The 26,361-nt window shown below is 48.0% G+C and carries 26 protein-coding genes and 1 other annotated feature; of the genes, 5 read left to right on the top strand and 21 right to left on the bottom strand.

What is annotated here, in order from left to right; all coding sequences use genetic code 11:
- The 9 genes from AB1L17_RS25305 to AB1L17_RS25265 all read right to left on the bottom strand — a co-directional run.
- On the bottom strand, nucleotides 1-939 hold a 939-nt coding region (locus AB1L17_RS25305; RefSeq protein ID WP_412846022.1), incomplete at its 3' end, for a PhoH family protein.
- Nucleotides 940-1,065: 126 nt separating this feature from the next.
- Nucleotides 1,066-1,425, bottom strand: coding sequence for a 50S ribosomal protein L20 (gene rplT, locus AB1L17_RS25300; protein ID WP_412846024.1), 360 nt, complete (start codon nucleotides 1,423-1,425; stop codon nucleotides 1,066-1,068).
- 91 nt (nucleotides 1,426-1,516) lie between these two features.
- The gene (gene rpmI, locus AB1L17_RS25295; protein ID WP_017251031.1) at nucleotides 1,517-1,714 is read right to left on the bottom strand and encodes a 50S ribosomal protein L35; all 198 of its coding nucleotides are present in this window, start codon (nucleotides 1,712-1,714) and stop codon (nucleotides 1,517-1,519) included.
- A gap of 30 nt (nucleotides 1,715-1,744) precedes the next feature.
- Nucleotides 1,745-2,248 (bottom strand): translation initiation factor IF-3, encoded by a 504-nt coding sequence (gene infC / locus AB1L17_RS25290; RefSeq protein ID WP_412846173.1) that lies wholly within the window; start codon nucleotides 2,246-2,248, stop codon nucleotides 1,745-1,747.
- 263 nt (nucleotides 2,249-2,511) lie between these two features.
- Nucleotides 2,512-3,531, bottom strand: a complete 1,020-nt coding sequence (gene moaA, locus AB1L17_RS25285; RefSeq protein WP_412846025.1) for a GTP 3',8-cyclase MoaA — start codon at nucleotides 3,529-3,531, stop codon at nucleotides 2,512-2,514.
- A 233-nt stretch (nucleotides 3,532-3,764) separates the two neighbouring features.
- Nucleotides 3,765-5,678: a threonine--tRNA ligase gene (thrS, locus tag AB1L17_RS25280; protein ID WP_412846027.1), complete on the bottom strand. Its 1,914-nt coding sequence runs from the start codon at nucleotides 5,676-5,678 to the stop codon at nucleotides 3,765-3,767.
- Between the two features lie 61 nt (nucleotides 5,679-5,739).
- Nucleotides 5,740-5,979: a binding site (T-box leader), on the bottom strand.
- A gap of 25 nt (nucleotides 5,980-6,004) precedes the next feature.
- On the bottom strand, nucleotides 6,005-6,925 hold the full coding sequence (gene ytxC, locus AB1L17_RS25275; RefSeq protein ID WP_412846028.1) for a sporulation protein YtxC: 921 nt from the start codon (nucleotides 6,923-6,925) through the stop codon (nucleotides 6,005-6,007).
- 182 nt (nucleotides 6,926-7,107) lie between these two features.
- On the bottom strand, nucleotides 7,108-8,214 hold the full coding sequence (mqnC, locus tag AB1L17_RS25270) for a cyclic dehypoxanthinyl futalosine synthase (protein ID WP_412846029.1): 1,107 nt from the start codon (nucleotides 8,212-8,214) through the stop codon (nucleotides 7,108-7,110).
- Nucleotides 8,215-8,363: 149 nt separating this feature from the next.
- On the bottom strand, nucleotides 8,364-8,585 hold the full coding sequence (locus tag AB1L17_RS25265) for a hypothetical protein (RefSeq protein ID WP_412846030.1): 222 nt from the start codon (nucleotides 8,583-8,585) through the stop codon (nucleotides 8,364-8,366).
- 174 nt (nucleotides 8,586-8,759) lie between these two features.
- Here AB1L17_RS25265 and AB1L17_RS25260 point away from each other — a divergent pair, with 174 nt between their 5' ends.
- The gene (locus AB1L17_RS25260) at nucleotides 8,760-9,326 is read left to right on the top strand and encodes a YqaA family protein (RefSeq protein ID WP_412846031.1); all 567 of its coding nucleotides are present in this window, start codon (nucleotides 8,760-8,762) and stop codon (nucleotides 9,324-9,326) included.
- Between the two features lie 52 nt (nucleotides 9,327-9,378).
- Here AB1L17_RS25260 and AB1L17_RS25255 read toward each other — a convergent pair whose 3' ends face one another.
- The 3 genes from AB1L17_RS25255 to AB1L17_RS25245 are packed head-to-tail and all read right to left on the bottom strand — an operon-like array spanning nucleotide 9,379 to nucleotide 13,129.
- A complete protein-coding gene (locus tag AB1L17_RS25255; RefSeq protein WP_412846032.1) occupies nucleotides 9,379-11,178 on the bottom strand; it encodes an acyl-CoA dehydrogenase family protein in 1,800 nt (599 codons plus the stop codon).
- On the bottom strand, nucleotides 11,175-12,746 hold the full coding sequence (locus AB1L17_RS25250) for a class I adenylate-forming enzyme family protein (RefSeq protein WP_412846033.1): 1,572 nt from the start codon (nucleotides 12,744-12,746) through the stop codon (nucleotides 11,175-11,177). Before AB1L17_RS25250 ends, AB1L17_RS25255 begins: the two co-directional genes overlap by 4 nt.
- On the bottom strand, nucleotides 12,743-13,129 hold the full coding sequence (locus tag AB1L17_RS25245; RefSeq protein ID WP_412846034.1) for a MerR family transcriptional regulator: 387 nt from the start codon (nucleotides 13,127-13,129) through the stop codon (nucleotides 12,743-12,745). Before AB1L17_RS25245 ends, AB1L17_RS25250 begins: the two co-directional genes overlap by 4 nt.
- A gap of 167 nt (nucleotides 13,130-13,296) precedes the next feature.
- Between AB1L17_RS25245 and AB1L17_RS25240 the strand changes: the two genes are divergently transcribed.
- From AB1L17_RS25240 to AB1L17_RS25230, 3 genes are all read left to right on the top strand, one after another.
- Nucleotides 13,297-13,719 carry a cell wall hydrolase gene (locus AB1L17_RS25240; RefSeq protein WP_412846035.1) on the top strand — a complete coding sequence of 141 codons (423 nt, stop codon included), beginning with the start codon at nucleotides 13,297-13,299 and terminating at the stop codon, nucleotides 13,717-13,719.
- A 32-nt stretch (nucleotides 13,720-13,751) separates the two neighbouring features.
- Nucleotides 13,752-14,210 carry a spore coat protein GerQ gene (gerQ, locus tag AB1L17_RS25235; protein WP_412846036.1) on the top strand — a complete coding sequence of 153 codons (459 nt, stop codon included), beginning with the start codon at nucleotides 13,752-13,754 and terminating at the stop codon, nucleotides 14,208-14,210.
- Between the two features lie 128 nt (nucleotides 14,211-14,338).
- Nucleotides 14,339-14,656: a hypothetical protein gene (locus tag AB1L17_RS25230; protein WP_412846037.1), complete on the top strand. Its 318-nt coding sequence runs from the start codon at nucleotides 14,339-14,341 to the stop codon at nucleotides 14,654-14,656.
- Here the strand turns inward: AB1L17_RS25230 and AB1L17_RS25225 are convergent.
- From AB1L17_RS25225 to AB1L17_RS25210, 4 genes are all read right to left on the bottom strand, one after another.
- Nucleotides 14,653-15,804: a DUF2087 domain-containing protein gene (locus AB1L17_RS25225; protein WP_412846038.1), complete on the bottom strand. Its 1,152-nt coding sequence runs from the start codon at nucleotides 15,802-15,804 to the stop codon at nucleotides 14,653-14,655. The two genes, AB1L17_RS25230 and AB1L17_RS25225, sit on opposite strands and share 4 nt — an antisense overlap.
- Nucleotides 15,805-15,920: 116 nt before the next feature.
- Nucleotides 15,921-16,397: a PilZ domain-containing protein gene (locus AB1L17_RS25220; protein ID WP_412846039.1), complete on the bottom strand. Its 477-nt coding sequence runs from the start codon at nucleotides 16,395-16,397 to the stop codon at nucleotides 15,921-15,923.
- Nucleotides 16,398-16,470: 73 nt separating this feature from the next.
- Nucleotides 16,471-16,644, bottom strand: a complete 174-nt coding sequence (locus tag AB1L17_RS25215; protein WP_412846040.1) for a hypothetical protein — start codon at nucleotides 16,642-16,644, stop codon at nucleotides 16,471-16,473.
- An 88-nt stretch (nucleotides 16,645-16,732) separates the two neighbouring features.
- The gene (locus AB1L17_RS25210; protein ID WP_412846041.1) at nucleotides 16,733-17,983 is read right to left on the bottom strand and encodes a GNAT family N-acetyltransferase; all 1,251 of its coding nucleotides are present in this window, start codon (nucleotides 17,981-17,983) and stop codon (nucleotides 16,733-16,735) included.
- Between the two features lie 205 nt (nucleotides 17,984-18,188).
- On the opposite strand from AB1L17_RS25210, the gene AB1L17_RS25205 reads away from it, so the two are divergent.
- Nucleotides 18,189-18,698 carry a GNAT family N-acetyltransferase gene (locus tag AB1L17_RS25205; RefSeq protein WP_412846042.1) on the top strand — a complete coding sequence of 170 codons (510 nt, stop codon included), beginning with the start codon at nucleotides 18,189-18,191 and terminating at the stop codon, nucleotides 18,696-18,698.
- Nucleotides 18,699-18,751: 53 nt separating this feature from the next.
- On the opposite strand, the gene AB1L17_RS25200 is transcribed toward AB1L17_RS25205, so the two are convergent.
- The 5 genes from AB1L17_RS25200 to AB1L17_RS25180 form a co-directional block, all read right to left on the bottom strand.
- On the bottom strand, nucleotides 18,752-20,191 hold the full coding sequence (locus AB1L17_RS25200; RefSeq protein ID WP_412846043.1) for an MDR family MFS transporter: 1,440 nt from the start codon (nucleotides 20,189-20,191) through the stop codon (nucleotides 18,752-18,754).
- Nucleotides 20,192-20,314: 123 nt separating this feature from the next.
- The gene (locus tag AB1L17_RS25195; RefSeq protein WP_412846044.1) at nucleotides 20,315-20,944 is read right to left on the bottom strand and encodes an NUDIX hydrolase; all 630 of its coding nucleotides are present in this window, start codon (nucleotides 20,942-20,944) and stop codon (nucleotides 20,315-20,317) included.
- 125 nt (nucleotides 20,945-21,069) lie between these two features.
- On the bottom strand, nucleotides 21,070-22,641 hold the full coding sequence (locus AB1L17_RS25190) for a glutathione ABC transporter substrate-binding protein (RefSeq protein WP_412846045.1): 1,572 nt from the start codon (nucleotides 22,639-22,641) through the stop codon (nucleotides 21,070-21,072).
- Nucleotides 22,642-23,464: 823 nt separating this feature from the next.
- Nucleotides 23,465-24,685, bottom strand: coding sequence for an amidohydrolase family protein (locus AB1L17_RS25185; protein WP_412846046.1), 1,221 nt, complete (start codon nucleotides 24,683-24,685; stop codon nucleotides 23,465-23,467).
- A 35-nt stretch (nucleotides 24,686-24,720) separates the two neighbouring features.
- Nucleotides 24,721-26,292: a glutathione ABC transporter substrate-binding protein gene (locus tag AB1L17_RS25180; protein ID WP_412846047.1), complete on the bottom strand. Its 1,572-nt coding sequence runs from the start codon at nucleotides 26,290-26,292 to the stop codon at nucleotides 24,721-24,723.
- Between the last annotated feature and the right edge of the window lie 69 nt (nucleotides 26,293-26,361).

Here is a 26,361-nt window from a genome sequence, read left to right as displayed (position 1 = left end):
CCGAAGCTTTTCTTCCTTTTCGCCGGGCAAAAAACCGATGTCTTTTCCAAGCGGAACGATAGGTCTTGCCACTAACAACTTTTTGTATTTTTGCTGGTCCTCGATTTGCAGCAGGCCCGCTGCTAATGCCAGCAAAGTTTTTCCTGTTCCGGCCTTTCCGGTCATGGTTACTAATGGGATATCATCTCTTAGCAGCAATTCGGTTGCCATCCGCTGCTGCACGTTACGGGCTCGGATGCCCCAAATCGGATCATCATCTGACACGAGCATTTCTAACATTTTTCCGTCCGGGTCGACTTTCCCAATCGCCGAAATAGATGGGTTACATTCGTCCTTCAGCACTAAAAATTGATGAGGGTAAAAGCGATAGCGTGGAAAACAAGCGGCCAATTGCAGCTTTCTCGTCGCGTAGTATGACTTAATGATTTCGGACGCTACCATCATCTTTTGATATCCGGGGTAAATACTGGAGAACTCCCCCACGACTCGATCTGAAAGAAAATCCTCTGCGGAAATATTCAATGCATCAGCCTTGACTCTCATGAGAGCATCCTTACTTACCAATATGACGGGTCTTGGCTGTGGAGTTAAATTTTCCTCCTCCTGTAAGTTTAGTGCGACCGCCAAAATGCGGTTGTCGTTCGTCATGTCCGTGAACTGTTTCTGTAATTGCTGGAGTGAGGAGTGGTTCAATTCCACCCGAAACAGCCCACCGGTTTCCAGGGTAATACCAGTGTGCAAATGACCCAGCTCACGAAAACTGTCAAAGAGCCGAGATACGTACCGAGCATTGCGGCCAATTTCATCCATGTACCGCTTTTTGGAATCGATTTCTTCCAATACGACAGCCGGTATGACAATTTCGTTGTCAGCGAAAGAAAACATCGCCCTTGGATCTTGCAGGAGTACGTTGGTGTCCAGTACGTAGATTTTCTTCAAAATCTCGCCTCGTTCTATCTTTGCTACAAGCTATGACCACGAGATTGATAGCCTGTGACTATCCGAAAGCACAGCAAAAAAGCCGACCTTACCCTAAATCGGGAAGATCGGCTCTTCTATTCGTGATTAAGCGTTCACTTTGCTTTTTGCAACTGCAGCCAGTTCGTTGAACGCTGCTTTGTCGTTAACAGCCAAGTCAGCCAGCATTTTGCGGTTAACTTCGATGCCAGCAACTTTCAGGCCATGCATCAGACGGCTGTAGGACAGACCGTTCATGCGAGCTTGCGCGTTGATACGAGTGATCCACAGTTTGCGGAAATCACGTTTCTTTTGACGACGGTCGCGGTATGCATACAGCAGGGATTTCATTACCTGCGCATTAGCGGATTTAAACAGGCGATGTTTGGAACCGAAGTATCCTTTCGCCAGCTTCAGGATTTTCTTATGACGACGGCGTGTAACAATGCCACCTTTTACTCTTGGCATACTAAACTCCTCCTGGTCTTTCCAGCATGGCGGCCTACTGCTAGGCGCTTAGGGAGCTCATGCTGCGTAATGGTGTGTAATAGAGAAAAACTTACAGGTAAGTGAGCATTTGCTCAATACGTTTTTGATCGCCTTTGGAAACGAGTGCAGCTTTACGCAGGTGGCGTTTTGCTTTTGTCGTTTTGTTAGCGAACAAGTGGCTACCAAATGCGCGGTCGCGCTTCAATTGGCCGCTTCCAGTCTTTTTGAAACGTTTCGCAGCAGCCTTGTTGGTTTTCATTTTAGGCATCTGAAAAATCCTCCTGTCTAAACTACTATCTTACTTTTCCGCTTTCGGAGCCAGAATCATGATCATGCTGCGACCCTCGATCTTCGGCTTGCGCTCAGGCGCAGCGAGATCTTCACACTGGGCAGCTACACGTTCCATAACGCCTAGTCCAATTTCGGAGTGGGTGATTTCACGTCCACGGAAACGGATCGAACACTTCACCTTGTGATGATCCTCCAAGAACTTACGGACGTTGCGAAGCTTTGTTTGAAAATCGTGTTCCTCGATGTTAGAAGAAAAACGCACTTCTTTCAGCTCGATGATCTTCTGGTTTTTACGTGCTTCTTTTTCCTTTTTCGCCTGCTCGTACTTGAACTTTCCATAGTCCATAATACGGCATACAGGCGGCTTGGCTGTAGGAGCAACGTTTACCAGATCCAATTCAGCTTCCTGGGCAATGCGCAACGCTTCCCTAAAAGGTACGACTCCCAATTGGCTCCCGTCAGCACCGATTAAACGGACTTCACGGGCACGGATCGCTTCGTTAATTAACATTTGATCCTTGCTAATACTTGCCACCCCCGTCAATTTCGAGAAGGAACAAAAATGTGCGAACGCAATTTGCGCCCGCACATATCTCACCTAAGCAATTTCATTAGATCCGAGGATCTTTGCGTAAGAGTTACCTGTCAACAGTCGTATACGACGTCGACCCAGGTGAGAAGCTGGGCGCCTCTGCTTGTTCTCGAAGTATGAAGTGTTTATACACGCAACTTATATTACAAGGTAGCTAGGTTTTTGTCAAGCCTTCTACCAATTTAGCCGCCGATGTGGGACATCTCCACTTTTTCGCGCTTGGCGAGTCCAGGCGTTTCGCTTAGCCGTTCCTCGGAGTAGCGCACGTCACGCCGTTCCCAAATCGTTCGTATCAACTCGCGAATCTCCTCATCCGTGCGACCATCGCGTAATGGCTCTCGCAAATCATCCCCTGATGAAGCGAACAGACAGTTGTACATTTTCCCTTCTGCCGACAAGCGAGCACGCGTACAAGTGGAACAAAAAGCTTGCGTCACTGATGAGATCAACCCGATCTCTTGGTCCCCTTCCTCATAGCGATAGCGAGAAGCCACCTCTCCATAGTAATTCGCTTCAGTCGCTACCAACGGCATCTCCTCATGGATCATGCGCACAATTTCACTGGACGGCACAACCTGATCCAGCTTCCAGCCGTTACTGTTTCCCACATCCATGAATTCGATAAAACGAAGGGTATGTCCTTGCTCACGGAAGTACCGTGCCATCGGCAAAATATCTTGCTCATTGACTCCCCGCTGTACGACCATGTTGATCTTGATCGATAGTCCGGCATCCGCAGCAACACGAATCCCTTCTAAGACAGTATCCACCTGATAACCTCTGCCATTCAAAAGTCCAAAACGCTCATTATCCAAGCTGTCCAAGCTGATCGTGACCCGATCCAGACCCGCTTCTTTTAGGGCATGAGCATGACGGGACAAGAGAGAACCGTTTGTCGTCATCGCAATATCTTGAACGCCTTCTACTTGGCGTATCATTCGAATCAGTTCAGGTAAATTTCTGCGCATCAAAGGCTCACCGCCAGTGATGCGAATTTTCCCAACCCCAAGCGAAGTAAAGATATGAGTCAATCGGGTGATTTCCTCAAAAGTCAGCAGCTTACTTTGCGGCAAAAACTCAAAATCTGGTCCAAAAATTTCGGCAGGCATGCAATAACGGCAACGAAAATTACATTTATCGGTGACGGATATTCGCAGATCTCGGAGAGGCCGATTCCGTAAATCAAGCACTTGCTCTGGCATTGGTGTTCACTCTCCTCATTTTTACGCAGTGTCGTCCATCTACAATATGACAGCTTCTCTACTTTTTCCACATGGAATTGACGACTCCCTGTTCAAAACGTGTTGGTTCTAGAGTACCATATCTGGACTCCGGGCGGAGGATTTTACCTGCACTTTGCTCTTCCAAAATGAAAAAAGAGCCACCCCAGTTGCTCTCGGGGCAGCTCCACCTGTTGTTTGTACTAACAGTTTTCTTACTTCATTTCATTGATTTCAGCGCGGATTTTTTCCACAAACGCATCCACAGTCATCGCGCCTTCATCACCGACTCCACGTCTGCGAACAGACAATGTACCATCCGTCATCTCTTTTTCACCGATGACCAGCATGTACGGAATTTTTTCCACTTGAGCTTCACGGATTTTGTAGCCGATTTTCTCATTGCGGCCATCCAGCTCTACACGAATGCCAGCTTGTTGCAGTTTTTCTTTTACTTGCTCTGCGTAAGGCATGTGTACTTCGCTGATGTTCATGATGCGCGCCTGAATTGGAGTCAGCCAAATCGGGAATGCCCCTGCGTAGTGCTCGATCAGGATACCGATGAAGCGCTCCATGGAGCCGTACATCGCACGGTGCAAGACAACTGGACGATGCTTCTCGTTATCTTGACCCACGTAAGTCAGGTCGAATTTCTCTGGCATCTGGAAGTCAAGCTGGATCGTTCCGCATTGGTGACGGCGTTTCAGTGCATCGGTAATTTGGAAGTCGATCTTCGGTCCGTAGAACGCACCGTCGCCTTCTTTGACTTCATATGGCATATCGAGCTCTTCCAGTACTGTTTTCAGAGAGCTTTCTGCTGCTTCCCACAGCTCATCAGAGCCCATGGAATCCTCCGGACGAGTGGACAGAGCCACACTGTATTCGAAGCCAAACACCTTGTAGATGCTGTCAATCAAAGTGATCATGCCTTTGATTTCACTCGCGATCTGATCAGGACGGACAAATACGTGTGCGTCATCCTGGCAGAAGGTGCGCACCCGCAGCATTCCGTTCAAAGCCCCGGAGTACTCATGGCGGTGAACTTGCCCGAACTCGGAGTAACGGATCGGCAGGTCGCGGTAGGAATGCATCTCGTTTTTATAGATCAGCATGTGTCCTGGGCAGTTCATTGGCTTCAACGCATAAGTCGCGTTGTCTACTTCAGAGAAGTACATGTTCTCTTTGTAGTGATCCCAGTGACCGGATTCTTTCCAGAGACGCTCGTTCATGAGGAACGGAGAGCGAACTTCTGTGTATTGTGCCAATTGTTGCAGACGGCGGGAGAACTGCTCCAGCTCGTTGCGAACAGTGAAGCCTTTTGGCAGGTAGAAAGGCATACCTGGTGCTTCTTCCGAGAACATGAACAGTCCCAGTTCTTTACCCAATTTGCGGTGATCGCGCTTTTTCGCTTCTTCGATGAAGTGCAGATATTCATCCATGTCTGCTTTTTTCGGCCAAGCTGTACCGTATACGCGTTGCAGAACTTGGTTTTCTGCTTTTCCGCGCCAGTATGCACCTGCCACGCTCATCAGCTTGAACGCTTTGATGAAACCAGTGGATGGCAAGTGCGGCCCACGACAGAGGTCGAAAAATTCGCCTTGCTCATACAGCGTGATAGTCGCGTCCTCTGGCAGGTCGCGAATCAGCTCCAGCTTCAGGTGATCATTCAGTTCTTGGAAAATCGCAGTTGCTTCTTCGCGGCTTACTACTTTGCGGCGAATCGGCAGGTCTTCCTTCACGATTTTTTCCATTTCTGCTTCGATTTTGCCCAGATCATCTGGAGACAAGGAAACAGGAATGTCCATATCGTAGTAGAAGCCGTCTTCAATCACAGGACCGATTCCGAACTTCACTTCCGTGCCGTAAATACGCTTTACAGCTTGAGCGAGCAAGTGAGCGGTACTATGGCGGTATACTTCCAACCCGTCAGCAGAATCGAGGGTGACGATTTCAATCGCTGCATCATCTTCCAAAGCTGTGTACAGATCCACAACCTTGCCGTCTTTTTTACCAGCTACTGCCTTTTTCTTCAGGCTAGAGCTAATGGAGCCTGCGATGTCTTCGATGGTAATCCCAGCGTCGTATTGACGAACGGCTCCATCTGGGAAAGTAACATTAATTTGTGCCACTGAGGATTCTTCCTTCCTGTATCTGGTTTTGTTAGAGAAAATAAAAAAACACTCATCCCAAAAAAGGGACGAGTGTGTTCTCGCGGTACCACCCTACTTCAAGTCTGTTTACAATCAAACAGACTCCTCATTCCAATGTAACGGCATCTAACCGGCATACCGATAGTGAAAGCAAAATGCTTCGTTCCCGGCAGCTACTCGAAGGTGGTAGATCCATATGAGATGCGCAGCGAGCTTCCAGCCGTGACTCGCCTCTCTAGAGCGTTCTCGATATCGTCCATGTCCTTCTCATCGTATTTATAAGCGCTGTAAAGTTGTTGTTGCTATTATAGTTTAGACGGATTATTCCCGTCAAGTACACGTCGCTCAGACAGACAAAGGGAACAAGCGTGACATGTAATAAGCCTGCTGTCAAAAATGCTGCGGATGGTCTGAGCGAGGCCCGGCTTTTCTGAAGCCATGTGGAGCACGATGCTCTCAGGAGCCAGTGTAACCAATGCACTAACCAAATAATCCTCGTCCCTGCATTTTTGTTCGTCCATACTCAGAACCGTATCCAGCTGCTCAAGCCAGAGACGATCCCCTTTTTTATCATAAAGATGGAAAGGTTTGTCCACACTAGGAACGACATGAACCACTTCCTGCTTGGTTTCCTGTACCGCGATGAAATAGCGCAGGAGCTCTACAAACTCTTGGTATTGCTTGTCTTCCAGGTATTCATCAATGCCAGTTTCCACGAGCTCGAACAGCTCATTCCAATGCTCCTGCAGCCGAAAACGAACAAAGCCCAAGACGTTGATCGTTCTCTCCATTTCCAAATAGGTAAAAGTTTTGCGATATACATTGGCCTTGCGCGTTGTAGCCGTCAACAGCTCTCGACCATCAAGCTCGACTTCCTGACACACTCGTTGAATATAAGGAAAAATCTCAGCCCATTCTGTTTCCATCTGTTCTGCAGCAAGTAAATCGGCGGCCATTTCCTCCATAATGATTGGTTCCTTCACCTGAATGACCCATTCGGCTAATGTAAGAGCAACGAAGGCTCTCGCCCACTCTATCGTCTGCGCATCATACTCAGTCTCGCACCAGCTTTGAAAGTAGAACAAGATGTACCCATTCTCTTCTTGCTCCCTGTATGTAATGCGCACCGGTGTAGTGTTGACCCGCTCCGTCATCTCATTTACGATAGCACGATACGTGTCACAATGCTCAGGGACATTCTCCAGCAATACGCGAAACGTCTGCATAACCATCCCCCCAACCGCCATTGTAGTTACAGTATATGTCCCGTCAGGAGCGATATACTTTTAAACGGTTGGAAACTCAGGGAAGGTTGCAGGTAAAAAATACCTGGCCCAAAAATCAAAAAACGCCTCCCTGCCGATCTCCTTTTATCCAGGAGTGTTGCAGAGAGGCGTTTATCAGCTGATCAGTTTTGCATCACAAAATCACGTTCTGCCATCTCGCCGTCTTTGAAAACGTGCAGGATGTCATACTGCGTGTTGCGTTGAGCAGGGATTTTGCCTGCGCCACGGATGAGCTCCAAAATTTGGTTCGTATTGACCTTGTACGTACATGCCGCTGCGGAAACAACGTTTTCTTCCATCATCGTTTGACCGAAATCGTTCGCCCCATAGGAGAGGGAGAGCTGGCCGTAATGTGGGCCCATTGTCACCCAGGAGGATTGGAAGTTTTTGATATTATCCAGCATGAGGCGGCTGATTGCCAGTGTTTTCAAGTATTCCTCTGGCGTGTTGTTTACTGCCTTCATATTCGTATTATCCGGCTGGAACGTCCAGACGATGAACGCTTTGAATCCGCCTGTTTCGTCTTGGGCATCACGAATGCGCAGAAGAGATAGTACGCGCTCCTCCATTTCTTCTCCGAAACCGATGACCATGGTAGCCGTTCCTGGCAAGCCTGCACGGTGTGCGGCTTTTTGCGTATCAATCCAGTCTGTCCAAGAACCCTTCAATCGGGAAATCTTCCGACGTGTACGATCATCAAGGATTTCTCCGCCCGCTCCCGGCAAGGAATCAAGACCCGCTGCTTTCAGCTCTTTGAGTACTTCTTCGACTGACATGTTGGAAACTTCCGCGATTTTCATTACTTCTGCAACAGACAGAGAGTGCATGGTAATGTGCGGGAAGCGTTCCTTGATCGCACGCAAGAGGTCGGTGTAATAATCCAGTTTCAAATCAGGATTCGTGCCGCCTTGCATCAAGATCTCTGTACCGCCTACGTCAACGGTCTCCTGAATTTTTTGGAAAATCGTCTCTCTGGGAAGAACGTAGCCTTCGGAGTTGCCAGGAGCACGATAAAAGGCACAAAAACGGCAATACGTGTCACATACATTCGTGTAATTGACATTGCGACTAATGACAAAAGTCGCAATCGGATCTGGATGATGCTTTTGCATGACCAGATTGGCATAATGTCCGATCTTCTCAATTTCATTGCTCGCAAACAAAGCCAAACCGTCTTCAAGACCCAATCGCTCGCCTGCGAGTGCACGTTCCAATATAGAATCGATCATAAGGATCACTCCTTGTACCATACGTAAATTCCATCCCACATGATATCACAATACCGGGACATCGGCTATAGCCCGAGGTGCCGACAGATCAATCGCTACATGCGAAAAAACCCTGTACATGACAGGGTTTGGCTTCGCAAATATTCTTTTTATTCTTCATAGCCGATTTGTTCGTAAACTTCTGGCTCCCAGTAAATCACAGTTTGCGCCAGCGGCAAATTCGTTTCGCGCGCTCCGTTTGGTTGCCCATTGAAATAAATAATTTCCGTTACGGATACTCGATCACCACGTACGTCAATTTCCCCTGATAACTGCAGGTCAGTCCCGTTTGGCGCATAGAAAACGACTTTTCCCGAACCCAATGTTTTCATTGGTTCCTCCCATGATGTTTGTCCTGTTTCTCTTCATTCTAGTGGATAATCTTTCCTAGCGTCAATGAAAAACAAGGACTTAATGACCACGTTTCGCTTGCCACGAACGGTCATTGTTTGGACAAAGAGGCATATGTTAGCTACAAGAACTGAATTTTTCATAAGGAGACGCTCATGCTCGAACAAATCACGCAGCTTTTTATGCAATATGGGATGTGGGGACTCGTTGCCATGGCATTTTTGGACTCGTTTATTAGTCCGATTCCTCCGTTTTTTATGCAAATTGCGATGAGTTTGCTCGATCCGGGCTCAGCGCTTCAGTTTGCGACTGTAGCTTTTACTGCTTCCGTTCTCGGCGCTCCCATCGGATATTTGTTGGGGAGATGGCTGGGAAAACCACTTTTGCACAAGATTCTCCCTGAAAAATGGGTTGTCGTAGCGACGGAAAAATTCGCAAAAAACGGGGACGCTGCGGTACTGATCGGAGCTTTTACCCCCATTCCTTTCAAGGTATTCACTGTGCTTAGTGGCGTATTCAATTACTCGCTGACCAAGCTTATGTTTTACGCGATCATCGGGCGGGGATTGAAGTTTTATTTGATTGGCACCTTGTTTTATTTATATGGAAAACACGCAAAGGCTCTGATCGATGAATACTTTGAGATCACTCTACTGGCGGTCGCAACATTGGTTGCCGCGATCTGGTTTATTTGGAACATGCGCCGCAAGCGGTATGCGTAAGAAGCAAAAGCGCCCAAGACACTTCAACAAGTGGTCTTTAGGCGCTTTTTGATTATCGGGTCGGAACAATAGCGGAATGTCGGGCCAACTCTTCCACACTGACAGGCTGATACTCCACCAGCTGGGCAAAAAACTGGACATCCAGCAAAGAATCAGCTTGAATTCCCCGCTTTGCTGGTGGATGGAAATGCTTCTCGGCATACAGCTTTGCCAAAATGTATTTGCGCGCATTTCCTTCACGTGTAACCTGATCCTCTGCCTCACTGACGATGCACGATAAGGTGTACAAATCTACCATATGGTCCGCGAGCGCTTTTAATTTGTACGTCAAATAATCGTGGGTCTGTTGCATGAGATAAGCGATATTTTCTTCCAGGGTGGCCAGCTCTGACCGAATCAAATCGGCGTGTGGCTGTGAAAAATTATGCTTCCAGCCAGCTATGCGCTCGCGCAGCATTCTGCTAAACACTACGTGGCTGTTTTCTTTTTGCATCACACGCAATATATCGAGGGCAAGAATATTCGAGGTGCCTTCCCACACCGTCAAAACTTGTGCGTCACGCAACAGCCGTGGCGTCACGTATTCCTCGATAAAACCGTTACCGCCATGGATTTCAATCGCCGTATGGGTTGATTCGACCGCTTCCTCCCCTGTACGGTATTTCAGCAACGGAATCAGCAAACGAGCCAGTGCAACGTCCTCTTTACTCACAGGATTGGCCTGCAGGCGATCATAGACAGCAATCATATCAAACACCGCACCCGTGCTGACCTCCGTATCCAACAAGAGGCTGACCAGCATTTCTTTTACCATCGGATAGTGATCGATTGTATTCCCGAATGCACGGCGTTCTTGCGCATAATACTTCGCTTCATAAAAAGCTCGGCGCATGATCCCAATGGAAGCAATTGCGTTGCAAATCCGTGACAGGTTAAGGGCTTCCGCCATATATTTGAAGCCATTCTGCGGATCACCGATCAAATAGCCCTCTGCCCCGTTCAACAAGATCTCTGCGGATGGTACGGCGTTGACCCCCAGCTTATCCTTCAGTCGGCGGACCTGGATGCTGTTACGCTCATTGTCTGGCTTGATCCATGGGACCAAAAACAGGCCAAGCCCTTTGGTTCCAGGTTTCCCCTCATCCATTCTCGCCAATACAGTCGCAACCATCGCTCCCGCATTGCTGGCAAAAAACTTTTCGCCCGTCAATCGATACACACCCGGACGACCTGCTACAGGCTCCGCTACTGTCCGATTCGCTCCAACATCTGAACCGCCCTGTCTCTCCGTCAGCCAAGTGGCTCCCTCATACAAGCGCGTGCGGAGCCCTGTGAGATACTGTTCCTTCTGTTCATCACTGCCATACCTGTCGATCAAATAAGCGGCTGACATCGACAAGGTAACGGGACAATAGAAGCCAGGCTCAGACTGACTGACGAGATAACCCATGAAAAAAGAATAGCTATACGGGGCTTTTCTCCCCAATTCAGGTATGTCTTGGTACAAGTAGCTGACGATGCCCGCTCCGTAAACCTCCGCTACGGTTTCCTGGTAGCCTTCGTTCGTAATGATCTCGGATACATCCTCGCCCAGCCGATTGTACTTGCGCAATCTCGGCTTGCCTTCTCTGTCTGTGTAGGCTGCACGCTCGTCGATCGGACCTGCCGTCTGCGCCCCGAGCCAGCTTAACTGCTGTTTCGCCCATTCCTGCATGGAAGCAGGAAGATAACGCTCCAGCAAATAATGAATGTTGGGGTCTGACTCGAAAAAGTTTTGGGTATGCGGCGCTCGCGGATGCGGGATGTTATCGCTGTATGAGCGCTGATCAATCCTTGTTTGCAGATCGCTCATCGTTGCTCCACTTCCTTCTGGGAGCTGACATCACGCAATACATGCTTCAAGACTTTTCCGCTTGTGTTACGGGGCAGGGCAGGCACGATATTCACCTGTCTAGGGAGCTTGTATTCGGCGAGGTGGCCGCGCAAAAAGCCCTTGATGTCCTCTAGCCAATCAGCATTGGCATCAACTTCTGGTTTCAGTACCAGATAAGCGGTAACCGTTTCGCCCCACTCTGGATGTGGCAGCCCTACAACTGCTACCTCAGCAATCGCTGGATGACGCTCTATCAGCTGCTCGATTTCCTTGGGATAAACGTTCACCCCTCCTGTAATCATCACGTCTTTTTTGCGGTCAATCATCCACAAAAAGCCATCCTCATCTATTCGGGCGATGTCACCAGTGTACACCCAACCGTCACGGATGGTTTCTGCGGTTGCCTCAGGATTGTTGTAGTAGCCTTTCATCGTCCCATCCCCACGCAAGCGGATTTCGCCCACTTCGCCAATGGCGCAGCACTCTCCTTGCTCGTTAACGACTTCCACTTCAACGAACAAGACACCGCGATTGCCGATACTGCCGATTTTGTCGGGATGCTCCCGGTGCAAGAGGCACATCCCCGTCGGCCCCGCCTCCGTCAAGCCGTAGACGCACGCCAGCTTGTCACGACCATAAGCTCCTTCCATGATCGAAGCCATCTCTTTTGACAACGGTGCTCCTCCATACATCCAGTATTCGATGGAAGACAAATCGTACGAGGCGAACTCCGGATGCTTCATCGTCAGCAAATACGCGACCGGCGCTCCGAAGAAGTGCGTAATCCGATGCGTTTGTACCAAATCCAGGAGAAGCTGCGGAGAAAATGTAAGGGCCATGACCTGCGTCGAGCCTAGCATCAGCCCTGCAATAAAAAAGAGATGGAGCGGAGCCGAATGACTCAGCGGCATCAAATGCAAAATTCGTGATCGATGTGACATCGACAGTTCAATCGACATCATTTTGGCTACAGTCAATAAATTTCTATGTGTATAGAGCACCCCTTTTGGGCGTCCAGTCGTACCGGATGTATATAAGATGCTGACCTCGCTATCTTCGTTCAGACTGGTCAAATACGCCCCAAAAGAAAGCGCATACATTTTATCTGAAGACACTTCTTGTGAATCCCAATCTGCTGTTCCATGCCACTTCCCTTGACTTGCTCCCGTTTTGATGGCGACAAGCTGTGGAGCATCAATGATCCATTCATTTACGATATGGACGAGGGCATCATGAACGAGAATGGCCTTTGCTCCGGCATGTTCACATATATGTCGTACTTCTTCTTGTGTTGAGCGTGCATTAATCGGTACGACGAGGGCTCCACTGCGAATGACAGCAACGTAAAAAAGCGCAAACTCCGGGCAATTCGGCATCAGCATGACGACCCGATCACCTTGCTCAATGCCAAGGTCTTGCAACTGGCATGCCCATTGCGTTGAAATCGTATCCCACTGAGAAAAGCTGACCTGTATATCCCCGGCAACAAGAGCAGGCTTGTCAGGGTATTTCCTTCCGTTTGCTGCGAGCAGAGCTGATACGTTCATCGTTTCTCCTCCTCATTTTCTTCAAGCAATTTTTGTTCAAATTTTTGCTTGTAGACGAGAATGTCTTTTCTCAGTTGTCGGAGTTCCATGATTTTCTCGTCGATTTCAGCCAGCTTTTGGTTCCCGTATTCGATCGTTCGCAATAGCTGCGCACGACCTGTACGATCACAGCCAAACAGCTCAATCATCTCGCGAATCTGATCCAACGAAAATCCGAATCGCTTCCCTCGCAGAATAAGTCGCAGCCTGGCACGATCCTTACGGCCGTAGTGCCTGGTCCCCTTCTCTGTCCGACTGGGAACTATCAAGCCGAGCTCTTCGTAGTACCGAATCGTTCTGGTGCTGATATCCAATTGTTGAGCAAGATCAGAGATGGACCACATGTCCAGCACCCCTTACAACCTTTTGTAAAATTCCAAATTTACTGAACAAAATAATTGTAACTGCCGTTTACGTCAACGTCAATCAGATGAAAAATTTATCGGGTCAATCACCATTCTACTATTCGCCCATATATTGATATTGTGATTTTGGGGAAGGAGGTGAAGCAATGGCCGTCATCAAAGCAAATTCTAACGATGTCGATATGCTTGCCAGACTGATTCGGGCCGAGGCTGAGGGTGAAGGTGAGCTAGGCATGCTGATGGTTGGCAATGTTGGGGTCAATCGGATTTTGGGCAACTGTCTTGACTTTAAAAACATTCGTAGCATGCGTGACATGGTCTATCAATCCCCGGGAGGATTCGAAGCGATCCAGAAGCCGTATTTCTATCAACGGGCCAGGGAAAAGGACAGACGACTGGCACAACGCGCAATCAATGGTGAGAAAACCCGACCTGCGAGCAACGCATTGTGGTTCTACCGTCCTACTGGAAACTGTCCTGCTACCTGGTGGGATCAACAAAACTCAGGTCGATATAAGGCACACTGCTTCTTCATTCCAACACGTGCAGATTGTCCACGCGTCTATTAGAAGGACTAGATAGATAAAGGAGCGAGTTCATCATGAGTCAACAAATGCCTTACACGGGTTACCCTCAACAACAATACGGCTATGACATGTACCCATCCGCACAGTATCCATACGGCATGCCCCAACAACAGCAGCAACAGCAGATGATTCAGCAGCAGCAGCCTCAACTGGTGCCCATGCAGCCAAGTGGAGCCTGGATTCCGGGAACGCCCATTACTCCTGGGCAAGTGATGGAAGAGTCGTACATCGAAAACATCCTTCGCCTGAATCGTGGCAAAGTCATTACGGTGTACCAAACGTTTGAAAACAACAGCCAATGGAACGCCAAAATCTTCCGTGGCGTCCTCGAAACAGCAGGTCGAGATCACATCATTCTTAGCGATCCACAAACCGGCAAACGCTATTTGCTCCTCATGGTCAACACAGATTACATCACAGCAGATGAAGAGCTGAACTACATCGCGCCGCAGCTTCCAACAGGAGTTCGATGAAATAACCTCTTGCACAAAAAGACAGTTTCCTTCGGCTATCCCCGAGGAGAACTGTCTTTTTGACGTATAAACAATTCCATGCTATTAATGAGGTAGAAACGCGACTGCTATGCAAAGGATGAGGTAGAGTGGCATTTGGTATTACACGAGACGAATTAAACCGCTGGAAGCAAGCTGTTAGTCGAGGCGAACTGGCATTTCTCACCCACTATTGGCTGGACCCCCGGTTTCCTGGAATCAAAACCGTTACAAAAGTAGGATGTGCCAATTATTCGTTACTGACAGACTGGTGCCTTGCCAACGGACTCAATCCTGTCTACATTCATAACCGTGCACCCTTCCCGCACTTTGATTTACTTGGCGAAAAACAAATTCAGATTTTGCAAAAGGAAGGCTTGTGGGATCACCTGGAGCGCTTCCGCATGCTGGATGATGGACGAGACTAGGACGGATCTTTTTGTACGTGATAGCCTCGATCACCATATGGCGCCAGCTTTTTCATCCATTTATCTTCGAGCTTTTCCAGTGCATCCTTCACATCAAAATACGGATGGTCTTTCTTCTCAACCTTCTCTAGTACTTCGAATTCGAAAGCGTCTGCCCCATACTTATCCCAGTCTTTTTGCAGTTCCCGATTCGTGTGAGAGCCTTGTTGAAGCATAAACTTTCTACCGTTGATCGTTTTTAGGTTATTCGTGCTGGCGATAAAAACTTTGTCATTTTGCTTGTTTTTAATTTGATAGACGCCAGCATCGACTTCTAATTCCTTGTACATCTGCTTGAGCTCTTGTTTGCGATTCATCTGTTGCTCCTCCCGTTCCTCTCCTTCGTTTGCCACGGCAATCCGCCAATATTGACTGCCGTCAGCCTGTCTGTCCATCAAGCCAAAATCGACTAAATATCTCCGCAAGGTCACGTAATCGTCGTAGAGACCTTCTAACATTTCATTTACTTCCGGCTCAGTGTAGAAACGCCCAAGCTCAAACTTTTTGGAAATCTCTTCGAGCAAGATGAGCTTATGCTTTTGTTTGCGCGGGAAGCGCTCCAATCGGCCCGATAATCCATTCGGCAAAAATCTCGTGACGATCGCTGCATACTCTGCGGCATCCCCATCTTTTACGGAGTTCTTTTGCTTGCCTGATTTGGCATCGCCTGCCTGTGCGGACGATTGGTTTTTGTCCGCTTCATGCAACAGCTCCATCATGACGAGGAACACCTTAGCCTGACGCTCTTTTTCCTTTAGGGCAAAGCGGTGATTACGAATCGTCGATGCACTTCCGATTCCCATTTCTTTCTGAACCTCAGCGTCTGTTTTGCCTTGGTAGAAGAGGCGAAGCAAGCTAATTTGATGATCAGACAAGCCCGTTAATCGTTTATCAAGCTGGCTCAGGTGAGTAAAGACGGAACCGTGTGCTACCTCGATATGATGGCGCATAAAGCGAGACGCCTCATACAGTGCTCCCTCCACCGGATAAATAATCCCTTTCTCCACCTGCTCTCCACAGAGCAAGCACATCACATGCTCCTCTTGTTCCATGTATCCTTGCTTCCACTCCTGCAGGGACGCGCTCCAAAATGCTTCATGAAGACCCATCTATAAACACAACCTTTGTTCGTTTGTTTTATTATAGATAATTTATCATTACGTTTGTTATATGTCAAACAAAAAAGCTCCCTGTTGTATATTCGCACAACAGAAAGCTATTTTGTCTACGCTTCACTAGCACGCATGGTAAGGCTCGCCTGTGCCAGCTCTTTTAAAAATGCCAAACGATCACCTTTGTAGAAACGCCCTTCTGTCGCTGCCCGTTTTTGCCGGTAGCGGATCGCCAGGCGGTTTACCAAACGATTGATCTCCAGATGTTGTTCCTCTTCCATCGTAAAGCGTACAGCATACTCGTAAAAATCCGTTTCCCACGGAATCGTACGGACGACGTGGCCGTACATTTTAAGATCCTGTCCACACAATTCCGTCGCAAACTGCAGTACGAGCTGGTCATTTGCAGGCATTTTCAAATGAGAGAGAAACCGAAGTCCTCCAGCTCCAATATCCTCGATCAAGACCTGTGTACTCCCAATCTCCATGGTTTTCCCTTTGACCAGCACAATGGTCATGTCTGCACAGAGGGCGTATTCTAATCGTAAGCGGAAAAATTCACGTTGATGACCCTCTGATCCACCTGCCATTGTTTTCACCTTCCTTCGAATAATGGATGCTACGCAAAAGAAAGAGCGCCTGGATGCTTGGCGCCTTTCTTTTTTATTTTTTGGGTTTTCGGTATCGCATCTCCTTCTCTTTTACCTGAAAGCGATTCCACAATTCTCTCTCGTCATGCGTAATGGAATCATGCTTTTCTAGCCGGAAGAGGAGTTTCACGACAACCCAAACAACTAAAAGAAACGCAAAAAAGATAACCAGCGTAAGAAAGATCATAAACCTACCTCCTCCCATTTACTAACAACATATGGGAGGAAGCAAAATAAGATAACCAAATGTGTCAAAAACGTGACAACCTCATTTTTTAGAAGGTCGTCACACTTCGCGGCTTCTCTGGAACAGCAAACAACTTATCCAAAAGCGGAAGCTTCTCTGGGACATCCAGTTGCAGCTGGCCGTATTGATACAGCTTGCGGGCAGTTACTACTCCCATCACGAGTGAAGAAAAATCGGAAATGTCCAGCTGCATCGAAACGTCGACCGCAGCTTCTTCCGCTATTTCAGGACGTCCATCGACAAACTTGATGAGCCACGTTCCTTCATTCTCAGGCAGGAACGAATCGCGGATCGACAGCTTCACATTCATCGTTTCCGAACCAAAGCGGTGGTGAGAAAGCTGGCGGAAAAACCCTGGCACATCAATTATCCGATACATTAGTCCCACACCAGATACATGGCTCTCGTGATAAATGCTCCACAAGAGCGCATCCGATCCATTACCCGGATCAGAGAGCAACAAGTGAAAATCTTCGTCCGGCGTCGTTAATTCGATACGCTGAATCTGATCAGCCTGACTATGCAGGAAAGAGAGCAATTGGGCAAGTGCTTCTCTATTCTCATACAAAAGCTCCCTCACTTCAATATTGTTGAAGATTCTGTTTTTTTCATGTGCGCTCTGGAACTGGAAGGCGAGATAGCCTCCTAGCTTCCCTTCCATTTTATAGCCGATGACTATCATTTCGGGAGCATCAAGGATTCTGTCCCAATCACGATCCGTTCGCTTGATCATGCCGTGTGTCTGTCGTGCGATACGATGATAGCAAGCCGACAGGTCTTCCTTGTCCTCTTTTCCTATATAGACGATGTTGTCCTTGCCCACAAATGGCAGGCTGGACGGTTTGAACTTGTATTGGTTAACCTTGGTCCCTACTCCAAAACCCATCTGCTTGTAAAAATCAACACGAAACGGATAAAGAGAGACAAGCGAGATTCCGCGTTCCCGATAGCTGGAGAGAAAACCTTGCAGCATCGACTTGGCCACTTTTTCCTTTTTATGCAAAAGGTCTACGGCAACCATGCCAATACCGCCTGTCAAGAGCGGTGTGCCAAGAACATTCATCGGGAAGTCGTACCATTTCATAATCCCCACGAGTCGTCCATCCCGATAACAGCCGTGATAGCTGACGTTTGGATCATTTTCGATCGTCTCCTTCACACGTTCCGCGAATCGCTGTCTGCTCTCTGCACCCAGGAGATTGCTTCCAGGGTAGCTCATCGCTGCGATCCTTACGACCTCATCGATATCGTCAATTGAAACAGGGCGAATCTCCTCCATCGTCTCATGCACTCCTGTCTGCAAGAAATTGGGCTTATAGGAAAATAGTATCGAATGTTTATTATGAATGGCAACATGAAGTTTGTATTTTTTGGTAATTATTATCCAAATTTGGGCATTCATTCGAGTGGATATATTTTTATGGCAAAAAGTGCTACTATTCGGATATCACGAAACATCCTCTAGAGTCGGGGGCTCACATGATATGCAAACCACAGGAAATGGCAAGGAACATTTAATTGAGTTCAAGCTCATTACGGGACAAGACATACATGAGCTAGAAATAGTGAAGCAGCTTTTTACGGAGTATGCGCAATCGCTTGAGGTCGATTTAGATTTTCAAGATTTTGATACAGAATGCATGACTTTACCCGGAAAGTACGGGTCACCTGCTGGTGCTTTAGTAGTAGCATTCGTAGATGGACAAGCAGCGGGCTGTATAGCTCTTCGCAAGATTGCGGGAGGGATATGCGAAATGAAAAGATTGTATGTTCGAGATGCGTACAGAGGATACAAGATCGGAGTTTCTCTGATTCAAACGATCATTCAAAAAGCCTCACAGCTTCATTATGACTATATGAGACTGGACACGCTCCCCTCGATGACAAGAGCACAAGATTTATATCATTCCTTCGGGTTCTATGATATTGACCCTTATGTATTTAATCCAGTTGAAGGAACGAAATTTATGGAGCTGAAAATCCGCAAAGACTAATTTCGCATGTTTCTCCAAGAGAAAAACGCCCGCACATGTCGGGCGTTTTCGAGCTAGTGTTGTGATGCCTGTTGTTTTTGGGCTTTGGCAATCATAAGTGTAAGGACAAAGCTGCCTATCGCAAGCACCAATGTACCGGTGAAGACGACATGAACTCCGCTGGCCAATAGGTCTCGAATCTGTGTCAGCTCGGCGACAGGAATCGATCCGTGCTCAAAAGAAGCTCCCAAATTCGTATGACCGCCAGCTACCGTCACCATATTGAACAGCATCCCGAATACAGCTGCCCCGAAGGTCTGACTAAATGTACCCGTGAATGTATTGAGAGCGACTGCCGTCCCTCTCTTGTCGACAGCAACGGACGATTGGATTTTCACCATGATAATCGGGGAAATGAGCCCCATTCCCAAACCGATTAAACCCACCGCTACATAGATAAGATATCCCGCAGACTGTGTGGACAGGAAGGTCAGTAGTGTTGTCGCGACGGTTAGTACCGCCGTCCCTGCCATAAACAGCTGTTCAGCACGCAGCTTGCCTAACAGGTTACCGGCAAGAATGGAGCCAATCGTCCAACAAACTGGCATCGGCGTCAAGACAAAGCCTGCCATTGTCGCGCTTTCTCCCAAGACACCCTGGCTCCAGATCGGCAAGTACACAACCATGCTAATCACAATTCCGTTCGTCAAGAGAGTCAGCAGATTGATCATCGTCACGTTTCGATTGGTGAAAAGCGATAATGGAATCATCGGCTCCGGCGATTTCTTCTCCACTGATACAAACACCAAATAGGTTACCAAGGCAAACACGATCAAGGAAATCGTCACCGGACTGGTCCAGGACTGATTCTGGCTACCTGTCAGTAAGGCATACAGCAAGGCGATGGTCCCCAGCGAAAAGATAAGCGCACCCGGATAATCGATATGACGCTTTTCCTTGACCACGAGCTTTTCCTTGTACAAAAAGACGAGCATGAAAAACGATACCAGTCCAAAAGGCAAGTTAAGAAAAAAGATATAACGCCAAGTAAGTGTATCGACCAAAAATCCTCCGACCAACGGACCTGCCACACCAGAAAGTCCCCATACAGCGCTAATCCAGCCTTGGGCTTTTGCCCTGGCTGTTTGCTCGGGGTACAAATCCCCGATGATCGTCATCGTAATCGGCATAACTGCCCCTGCACCCAAGCCTTGGATGGCACGGTACACAATTAACTGCCACATCGACGTCGCCACTCCACAGAGTGTAGAACCTAGCAAAAAGATCCCGATCCCGATTAACAGAACTTTTTTGCGGCCAAATAAATCAGCCAGCTTGCCGTAAATGGGAGCAGATACGGCAGTTGCGAGCATGTAGATCGCATATACCCAGCTCACCTGTTCAAAGCCTGCTAAATCACTTGTAATGCGTGGTACGGCTGTACTCACAATCGTTCCTTCCATTGCAGCAAGGAATGTCGAGAGCATTAGTGCAATCATAATCTGTAGTCTCATCTCGATCTCCTCTCTCTATCTACGCATGATCGCGAGCAGCGAAAAAAACATGGTCTAGTATACCACACAACGAAAAACCTCGTCTTGTTGGTGACAAGCGAGGCCTTGTTTTACCATTAGGCGTTAACGATTGGCTACATGTGATTTCACTGCTGCAAACACCTGCTGGTAATAGTGCGCTTCATGTGGAACAAAATCAGCTTTGGTCACGATCATGTCTGTATCTTTCTGCTCTCCGTTTTCCTCCAGCAAAAATCCATTCACTGTCATTTGTCCGTTCTCGCCCGCAAATAACTGCTCTAGCGCATTCAGTCTAACCCAAAACAGTCCCGTGACTTCCTCTTCCTGTACACGGTACTCGCGCAAAGGTTGCTCGCATTCATACAAAAATGTATGGCACATTTCTTTATCGATGATTGTGGGTGCTAGCGTTACATCACGTATCACGCCGATCAGATCCAATTCCTCATAGCTCACGGACAACCCCAGCTCCTCTTCCAGTTCACGCACGCCGTCACTTGGCTGTTCAGATGCGATAAGATGACCGGCTGAGGTAATGTCCAGCAAGTTCGGACACGTATCTTTTTGAGGATGTCTTTTTTGGAACAACAATTCGATCTGTTCATCCACCACACGATAAATCCAGCAATGGAAGGTTTGATGCCAGTAGCCCAAGCGATGTACTTCGCTACGAGTCTCAACTCCGATGTGTTGTCCTGCTTCGTCAAATATGTCTAGCTGCTCTTCCTGCATGTTTTCCACCCCATGACTTGTCTCTTGAGCATTTCTCCTCAAGTTACATTCCCGATCCAGCTAGCGAATTCCTCCATACTTACAAAGAAGGGACAGCGACATGCGCCATCCCTTCCATCCACTTATTAGTTAATCGATACTTCATCCAGCATCAAGTAGCCGACAGGGCTCAACCAGAAGCCGTTTACATTCTTGGAAGTAATAGCTACATGGTCAATCGTGCGAATTGGAATGATCGGTACTTCCTTCAGCTCGATTTCTTGCAGTTTTGCATAGATTTCATTGCGTTTTTGCGGATCTTTTTCGCGACGTCCGTCTTCAATCAGCTTGTCTACCTCTGGATTGTTGTAGAACGCCATGTTTCCTGCGCTGCCTTTCGAAGTGCTGTGGAAGACGTTGTACTGATTGTAGTCGCCGTCACCTGTTGCATTACCCCAGCCACCGATGAACATGGCATGCTCACCATTGTCTGTGTGCTCCAGATACGCACCGTATTCCATTACTTTGATCTCCAAATCAATGCCGATGCCTTTCAACTGCGACTGAATCACTTCTGCTACGTTCATGCGCTCTTTGCGGTCATCTGTCACGATGGAAGTCTTGAAGCCATTCGGATAACCTGCTTCAGCAAGCAATGCTTTTGCTGCATTAACATCGTAGGAATAATCCTGTAGATTCGGGTTGTAGCCGATTACTTTTGGCGACATGGAGGAGACAGCCTGTGTTCCCACATTGTTGTAAACCCCTTGTACAATCGCTTGTTTTTCGATGGCATGCGCTACAGCTTGGCGTACACGTACATCGTCAAATGGCTTCTTCTGTACGTTAAAGCCAATGTAATCCACACCTAAGCCTTCTGCACGTACCATATTCATGCCAGGAGATGCTTGTGCGCGTTCTACTTCCGTCACCGGAAGCTGGTCGCCGATGTGTGCTTCGCCTGCTTCGATCATCGCTACACGCGTCGTATCTTCTGGAACGACTTTATATACTACTTCATCTACCTTTGGTTTTTCACCCCAGTAGGTATCATTTTTCGCGAGCTTCATATCTTGGCCCGGTGCCCATGATGCAAATTTGAAAGGTCCGGTTCCCACAGGCTGCTTCGCCAATGTATCTGAATGCTCCGCGATGGCTTTCGGGCTGATGATACTACCTTCCGAGCTAGCCAAGATGGAGAGCAGCGGTGCAAAAGGATATTCCAGTACGAAGTGTACAGTCTTGTCATCCACGATTTTGATTTCTTTGATCATGGAGAAATTCGATGCGCGTGGTGATGCAACCTTTGGATCGAGTACGCGTTCGAACGTCTTTTTCACAGCTTCTGCTGTAAATGGCGTCCCATCGTGGAACGTAACACCCTCGCGCAGCTTAAACTCCCATGTCAAGTCGTCGAGCTGCTTCCACTCGGTGGCAAGTGTAGGCTTGTACTCACTGTTTTTATCACGGGAAACCAAGCTCTCATACACTTTTCCATACACATAGTTTGCCGAAGGAATATTGGAGATAAAATGCGGGTCCAGATTGTTGGCGTCTGCCTTACGAGCCACAATCAAGGTTCCCCCTTCTTTAGGTGCCTCCGAAGCTGTGTTCGTCGCACCGGATTGCTCCGTGCTCGCAGCACCACATCCAGTCAATACTGCACCGACACTCAATGTCAGAGCAAGAAATGGTCCAAACAAACGTGCCTTCTTCATTTATGTCTACCCCCTTGTAGAATGCTGTCGAAAATTCTGAATGTATTTCATATTTGCATTATACGGTAGATTTCGAGGCGAACCTTTCAGCATCTTTACATCAATTTATAATATTTTTACTTTTATTTAATTTCGTACAGATGGAAATATGCGTGAATCCGTGGCCTCGGTGAAGAAGCGTGTTTCCAGTCGTCGCTTCGGCCTACGCCCCACAAGGGGTATCGACTGTCCGCTCCGGAATGAATGACGGGAGCCGCTTCAAAAGTGGTAGCCTCGATGAGGTATTCGCACGTTGAAGCTAAAAACGCTCCCGTCATTCATCCCTCCGCTCGGTCGGGCTCCAGAGGCGCTATGACTGGAAACACGCTTCTTTGGCGTTGCTTTTGTCTATTTTTCGATCTGTATATGAAAAGCAACAAGAAATTCATTGAAGTATTTCTTGATTGTTCTTCTGTAGCTTTCTATTTGAATGCATTTGATATGAAAATCATTCGTGATTAGCTAAGTAACCTTCTTGAATCGACTTCCAAGTAGTCAATCATAGCTACGCCGGAAGAAGTGCATTTCCAGTCCAAGCGCCTCTGGAGCCCATCCCAGCGTAGGAATGAATGGCGGGGAATTTAAGCTTCACCTATGAGATACTTCCTCGAAACTTCTACGTTTGAAGCGCTCCCGCCATTTATTCCGAAGCGGACAGTCAATCCCCCCTTGCGGGGCGGAGGCCGAAGCGTAGACTGGAAATGCGCTTCTTCCCCCACTACAGTCACTTTTATAAACAAAAAAATCCGACCTCCTGAAGAAGATCGGATATGTTGACAACTATTTATTGTTTCTCCCAAACCATTTTCCCCAAGAAAACAACCGCTTCCTTCGGAGATTGTCTAGCCACAGCCTCGGCGGAGCATTTTGCATGAACGAAAACAGCATTTGCCTCATCTCCAACTTTCGGCCAAACCTGATTGCCTTCCTGATCCAATGGCGTCACGCCACCTGTTACGAATCCCAGCGCTCGCGATAAAGATCGCTCATCGATCCAACGGAAACGTTCAGCCAGACGGTTTGCTTTTTGTAGCATGTCTCCTGTTCCAAACGGGTCCCAGTGATCGGTGATGTTATCATTGCCCAAGCCAACATGTACGCCTTTGGCATGAAGCAATGGAATCGGAATGGTCGGCATGTCAATCGGAACTGCCGACATGACGGCGATTTGCTGCTCGGCAAAAAGCTCTGCGATCTCTTCTGCAACAACAGTCGGAACCTCTCCTAGCCCGTAAGCATGACTGACAGTGACTCGACCTTGCCAACCGGCCTCCTTCGTCATACCAGCCAGTTTTTTCATAATATAAACACCCAAATGACCAGGCTCGTGCAAGTGGAGATCAATATCCGCATTTGCTTCCACCGCTATGTCCATCATGGTGTAGAGGGATTTCTCGATGTCATCGTCAAACGTAGCAGGGTCGAGACCCCCGACGAGACCAGCTCCATGCTTCATCGCCTCGCGAACGAGGGCAACGGAATCACTGCGCAGCAAGCCATGTTGGGGAAACGCGACAATTTCCCAGGAAAGTTTTTCACGGTAGGTTGCCAACGCCTCCAATGTAGCTTCCAGGTTTTTCAACCCAATGACCGGGTCAATGTTACAATGCGTCCGCACGTGGGTAGCGCCGTGTGATTGCACTAACTCCAACAGCTTTACTGCACGCTCACGGGCAACGGGAAGCTGGCGGGGCAACAGTTCCTGCTCTTGTTCGATGCGAAAAAAACGATTGGGAGCAGGAAGAACAGCTTGCCACGGACCTCCATAAAATGTTTTGTCCAAATGAATGTGCATTTCCCGGAAAGAAGGGAGCATCAGTAGACCATTTGCATCCCAAGCAGATACTCCATCGGGTATAGGTGTTGTAGCAGGGACAATTTGCTCTACACGACCGTCAGATAGCAAGACGTGAAAACGCTCCGTCCTCGTTCCCGTTACTGTGCCATTCTCCTGCGAATAACCACATTCCAGACTCGCATTTTTAATCCACAAGCTTTCTTTCATGCTCCTTCTCCATCCTTTTTTTGTCTGAATGAATGTTATTGAATCGTAATACCGTTGATCATCATGTACCCAGAAGGGCTGATCCAGAAGCCTTTGATGTTTTTGGCCACTGCAGCGACATGCTCGAGATTACGGATCGGGACGATTGGCGCTTCCTGCTTCTCGATCTCCAGCGCTTTTGCATAAATTTGCTTGCGTTTTTCCGTATCCTGCTCGCGGCGTCCCTCTTCGATCAGCTTGTCCACTTCTTTATTGACGTAAAATGTTGTGTTTCCGCCCTTGCCCACGACGCTGGAATGGAACAGATTGTATTGATTGTAGTCTGCATCGCCAGTCGCATTGCCCCAGCCGCTGATGAACAGCTCTGTTTCGCCATTGTCTTCTGCATCGAGGTAAGCCCCATATTCAAGCACTTTTACCTCTACTTCAATTCCAATCCCCTTCAACTGGGACTGGATGACTTCTGCAGCATTAATTCGTTCCTTGCGATCACCTGTCCACAAGGTTGTCTTGAAGCCATCCGGATATCCTGCTTCTTTTAACAGCGCCTTCGCCTTGTTCGGATCAAACTCGTATCCTTTCAACGCTTCATTGTAGCCAAGAACCTTTGGACTCATGGCTGAATTTGCTTTGGTCCCGACATCGTTGTACACACCTTTAATGATTGCATCCGTTTCAATTGCATAGTTGATTGCTTGACGTACACGAACGTCGTCAAACGGTTTTTTCTTGGTATTGAACCCGATAAAATCTGTCCCCAAGCCCTCTGTCCGGTACAGGCTCATATGAGGGGAATTACTGACGCGGTCAATTTCTGTCACGGGCAACGGTTCAGCGATATGCGCCTCTCCCGTCTCTACCATGGCAACGCGTGTCGTGTCTTCCGGTACGACTTTGAAGACGGCCTTCTTGAATTTTACCTTTTCTCCCCAGTAGCTGTCATTATTCACAAGTACGATCTCTTGACCTGGTGTCCATGATTCGAAGACGAACTGCCCTGTACCGACCGGGTGCTTACTCAAGTCCTTGCCGTATTGCTCAATGGCTTTTGGACTGATAATGCTGCCTTCATGGTTGGCGAGGATGGACAGCAGCGGGGAATACGGATAGGCCAGCTTGAATTGTACGATATAATCATCTACTGCCTTCACTTCAGAAAGCATCTTAAACTGAGACGCACGTGGAGAGGCGACTTTTTCATCGAGGACGCGTGCGAATGTTGCTTTCACCGCTTCAGCATTAAACGGAGTACCATCATGGAAGTTGACTCCCTGACGCAGCTTGAACTCCCAGGTGACATCATCCAGCTGCTTCCATTCGGTGGCTAGCATTGGTTTGAACGCCATGTTATCATCCCGCTGGACGAGTCCTTCATATACTTTGTGATGGACTACGCTCGCTGCATTGATCGCGGAAATAAAGTGCGGGTCGAGATTGTTTGCATCAGACTGTCGAGCAATAACGAGCGTCTGATCTGTTGCCGGAGCTTCCTTCGCAGTTGGAGTCCCTGCAGCCCCTTGTTCTGTACCTGATGAACAGCCTGTAAGCACGAGGCCAACACTCAGTATACTTGCCAGCATTGAACCTAGCATTTTCTGTTTTTTCATAGACTCGCCCCCATTTATTCTTCTTTATATATAATCAATCAGCATAGCTCGTTCCCAATGGGCGAAGCT

The organism is Brevibacillus jepli (genome assembly GCF_047229145.1).
In the GTDB taxonomy this organism is placed as follows: domain Bacteria; phylum Bacillota; class Bacilli; order Brevibacillales; family Brevibacillaceae; genus Brevibacillus.
This window is presented reverse-complemented; position numbering and strand designations above follow the sequence as displayed.

Excerpts from the sequence above, each read along its gene's own strand:
- rplT (WP_412846024.1), bottom strand. The coding sequence starts at position 1,425 with ATGCCAAGAGTAAAAGGTGGCATTGTTACACGCCGTCGTCATAAGAAA.
- rpmI (WP_017251031.1), bottom strand. The coding sequence starts at position 1,714 with ATGCCTAAAATGAAAACCAACAAGGCTGCTGCGAAACGTTTCAAAAAG.
- infC (WP_412846173.1), bottom strand. The coding sequence starts at position 2,248 with ATGTTAATTAACGAAGCGATCCGTGCCCGTGAAGTCCGTTTAATCGGT.
- moaA (WP_412846025.1), bottom strand. The coding sequence starts at position 3,531 with ATGCCAGAGCAAGTGCTTGATTTACGGAATCGGCCTCTCCGAGATCTG.
- ytxC (WP_412846028.1), bottom strand. The coding sequence starts at position 6,925 with ATGCAGACGTTTCGCGTATTGCTGGAGAATGTCCCTGAGCATTGTGAC.
- mqnC (WP_412846029.1), bottom strand. The coding sequence starts at position 8,214 with ATGATCGATTCTATATTGGAACGTGCACTCGCAGGCGAGCGATTGGGT.
- AB1L17_RS25265 (WP_412846030.1), bottom strand. The coding sequence starts at position 8,585 with ATGAAAACATTGGGTTCGGGAAAAGTCGTTTTCTATGCGCCAAACGGG.
- AB1L17_RS25260 (WP_412846031.1), top strand. The coding sequence starts at position 8,760 with ATGCTCGAACAAATCACGCAGCTTTTTATGCAATATGGGATGTGGGGA.
- AB1L17_RS25255 (WP_412846032.1), bottom strand. The coding sequence starts at position 11,178 with ATGAGCGATCTGCAAACAAGGATTGATCAGCGCTCATACAGCGATAAC.
- AB1L17_RS25250 (WP_412846033.1), bottom strand. The coding sequence starts at position 12,746 with ATGAACGTATCAGCTCTGCTCGCAGCAAACGGAAGGAAATACCCTGAC.
- AB1L17_RS25245 (WP_412846034.1), bottom strand. The coding sequence starts at position 13,129 with ATGTGGTCCATCTCTGATCTTGCTCAACAATTGGATATCAGCACCAGA.
- AB1L17_RS25240 (WP_412846035.1), top strand. The coding sequence starts at position 13,297 with ATGGCCGTCATCAAAGCAAATTCTAACGATGTCGATATGCTTGCCAGA.
- gerQ (WP_412846036.1), top strand. The coding sequence starts at position 13,752 with ATGAGTCAACAAATGCCTTACACGGGTTACCCTCAACAACAATACGGC.
- AB1L17_RS25225 (WP_412846038.1), bottom strand. The coding sequence starts at position 15,804 with ATGGGTCTTCATGAAGCATTTTGGAGCGCGTCCCTGCAGGAGTGGAAG.
- AB1L17_RS25220 (WP_412846039.1), bottom strand. The coding sequence starts at position 16,397 with ATGGCAGGTGGATCAGAGGGTCATCAACGTGAATTTTTCCGCTTACGA.
- AB1L17_RS25215 (WP_412846040.1), bottom strand. The coding sequence starts at position 16,644 with ATGATCTTTCTTACGCTGGTTATCTTTTTTGCGTTTCTTTTAGTTGTT.
- AB1L17_RS25210 (WP_412846041.1), bottom strand. The coding sequence starts at position 17,983 with ATGGAGGAGATTCGCCCTGTTTCAATTGACGATATCGATGAGGTCGTA.
- AB1L17_RS25205 (WP_412846042.1), top strand. The coding sequence starts at position 18,189 with ATGCAAACCACAGGAAATGGCAAGGAACATTTAATTGAGTTCAAGCTC.
- AB1L17_RS25200 (WP_412846043.1), bottom strand. The coding sequence starts at position 20,191 with ATGAGACTACAGATTATGATTGCACTAATGCTCTCGACATTCCTTGCT.
- AB1L17_RS25195 (WP_412846044.1), bottom strand. The coding sequence starts at position 20,944 with ATGCAGGAAGAGCAGCTAGACATATTTGACGAAGCAGGACAACACATC.
- AB1L17_RS25190 (WP_412846045.1), bottom strand. The coding sequence starts at position 22,641 with ATGAAGAAGGCACGTTTGTTTGGACCATTTCTTGCTCTGACATTGAGT.
- AB1L17_RS25185 (WP_412846046.1), bottom strand. The coding sequence starts at position 24,685 with ATGAAAGAAAGCTTGTGGATTAAAAATGCGAGTCTGGAATGTGGTTAT.
- AB1L17_RS25180 (WP_412846047.1), bottom strand. The coding sequence starts at position 26,292 with ATGAAAAAACAGAAAATGCTAGGTTCAATGCTGGCAAGTATACTGAGT.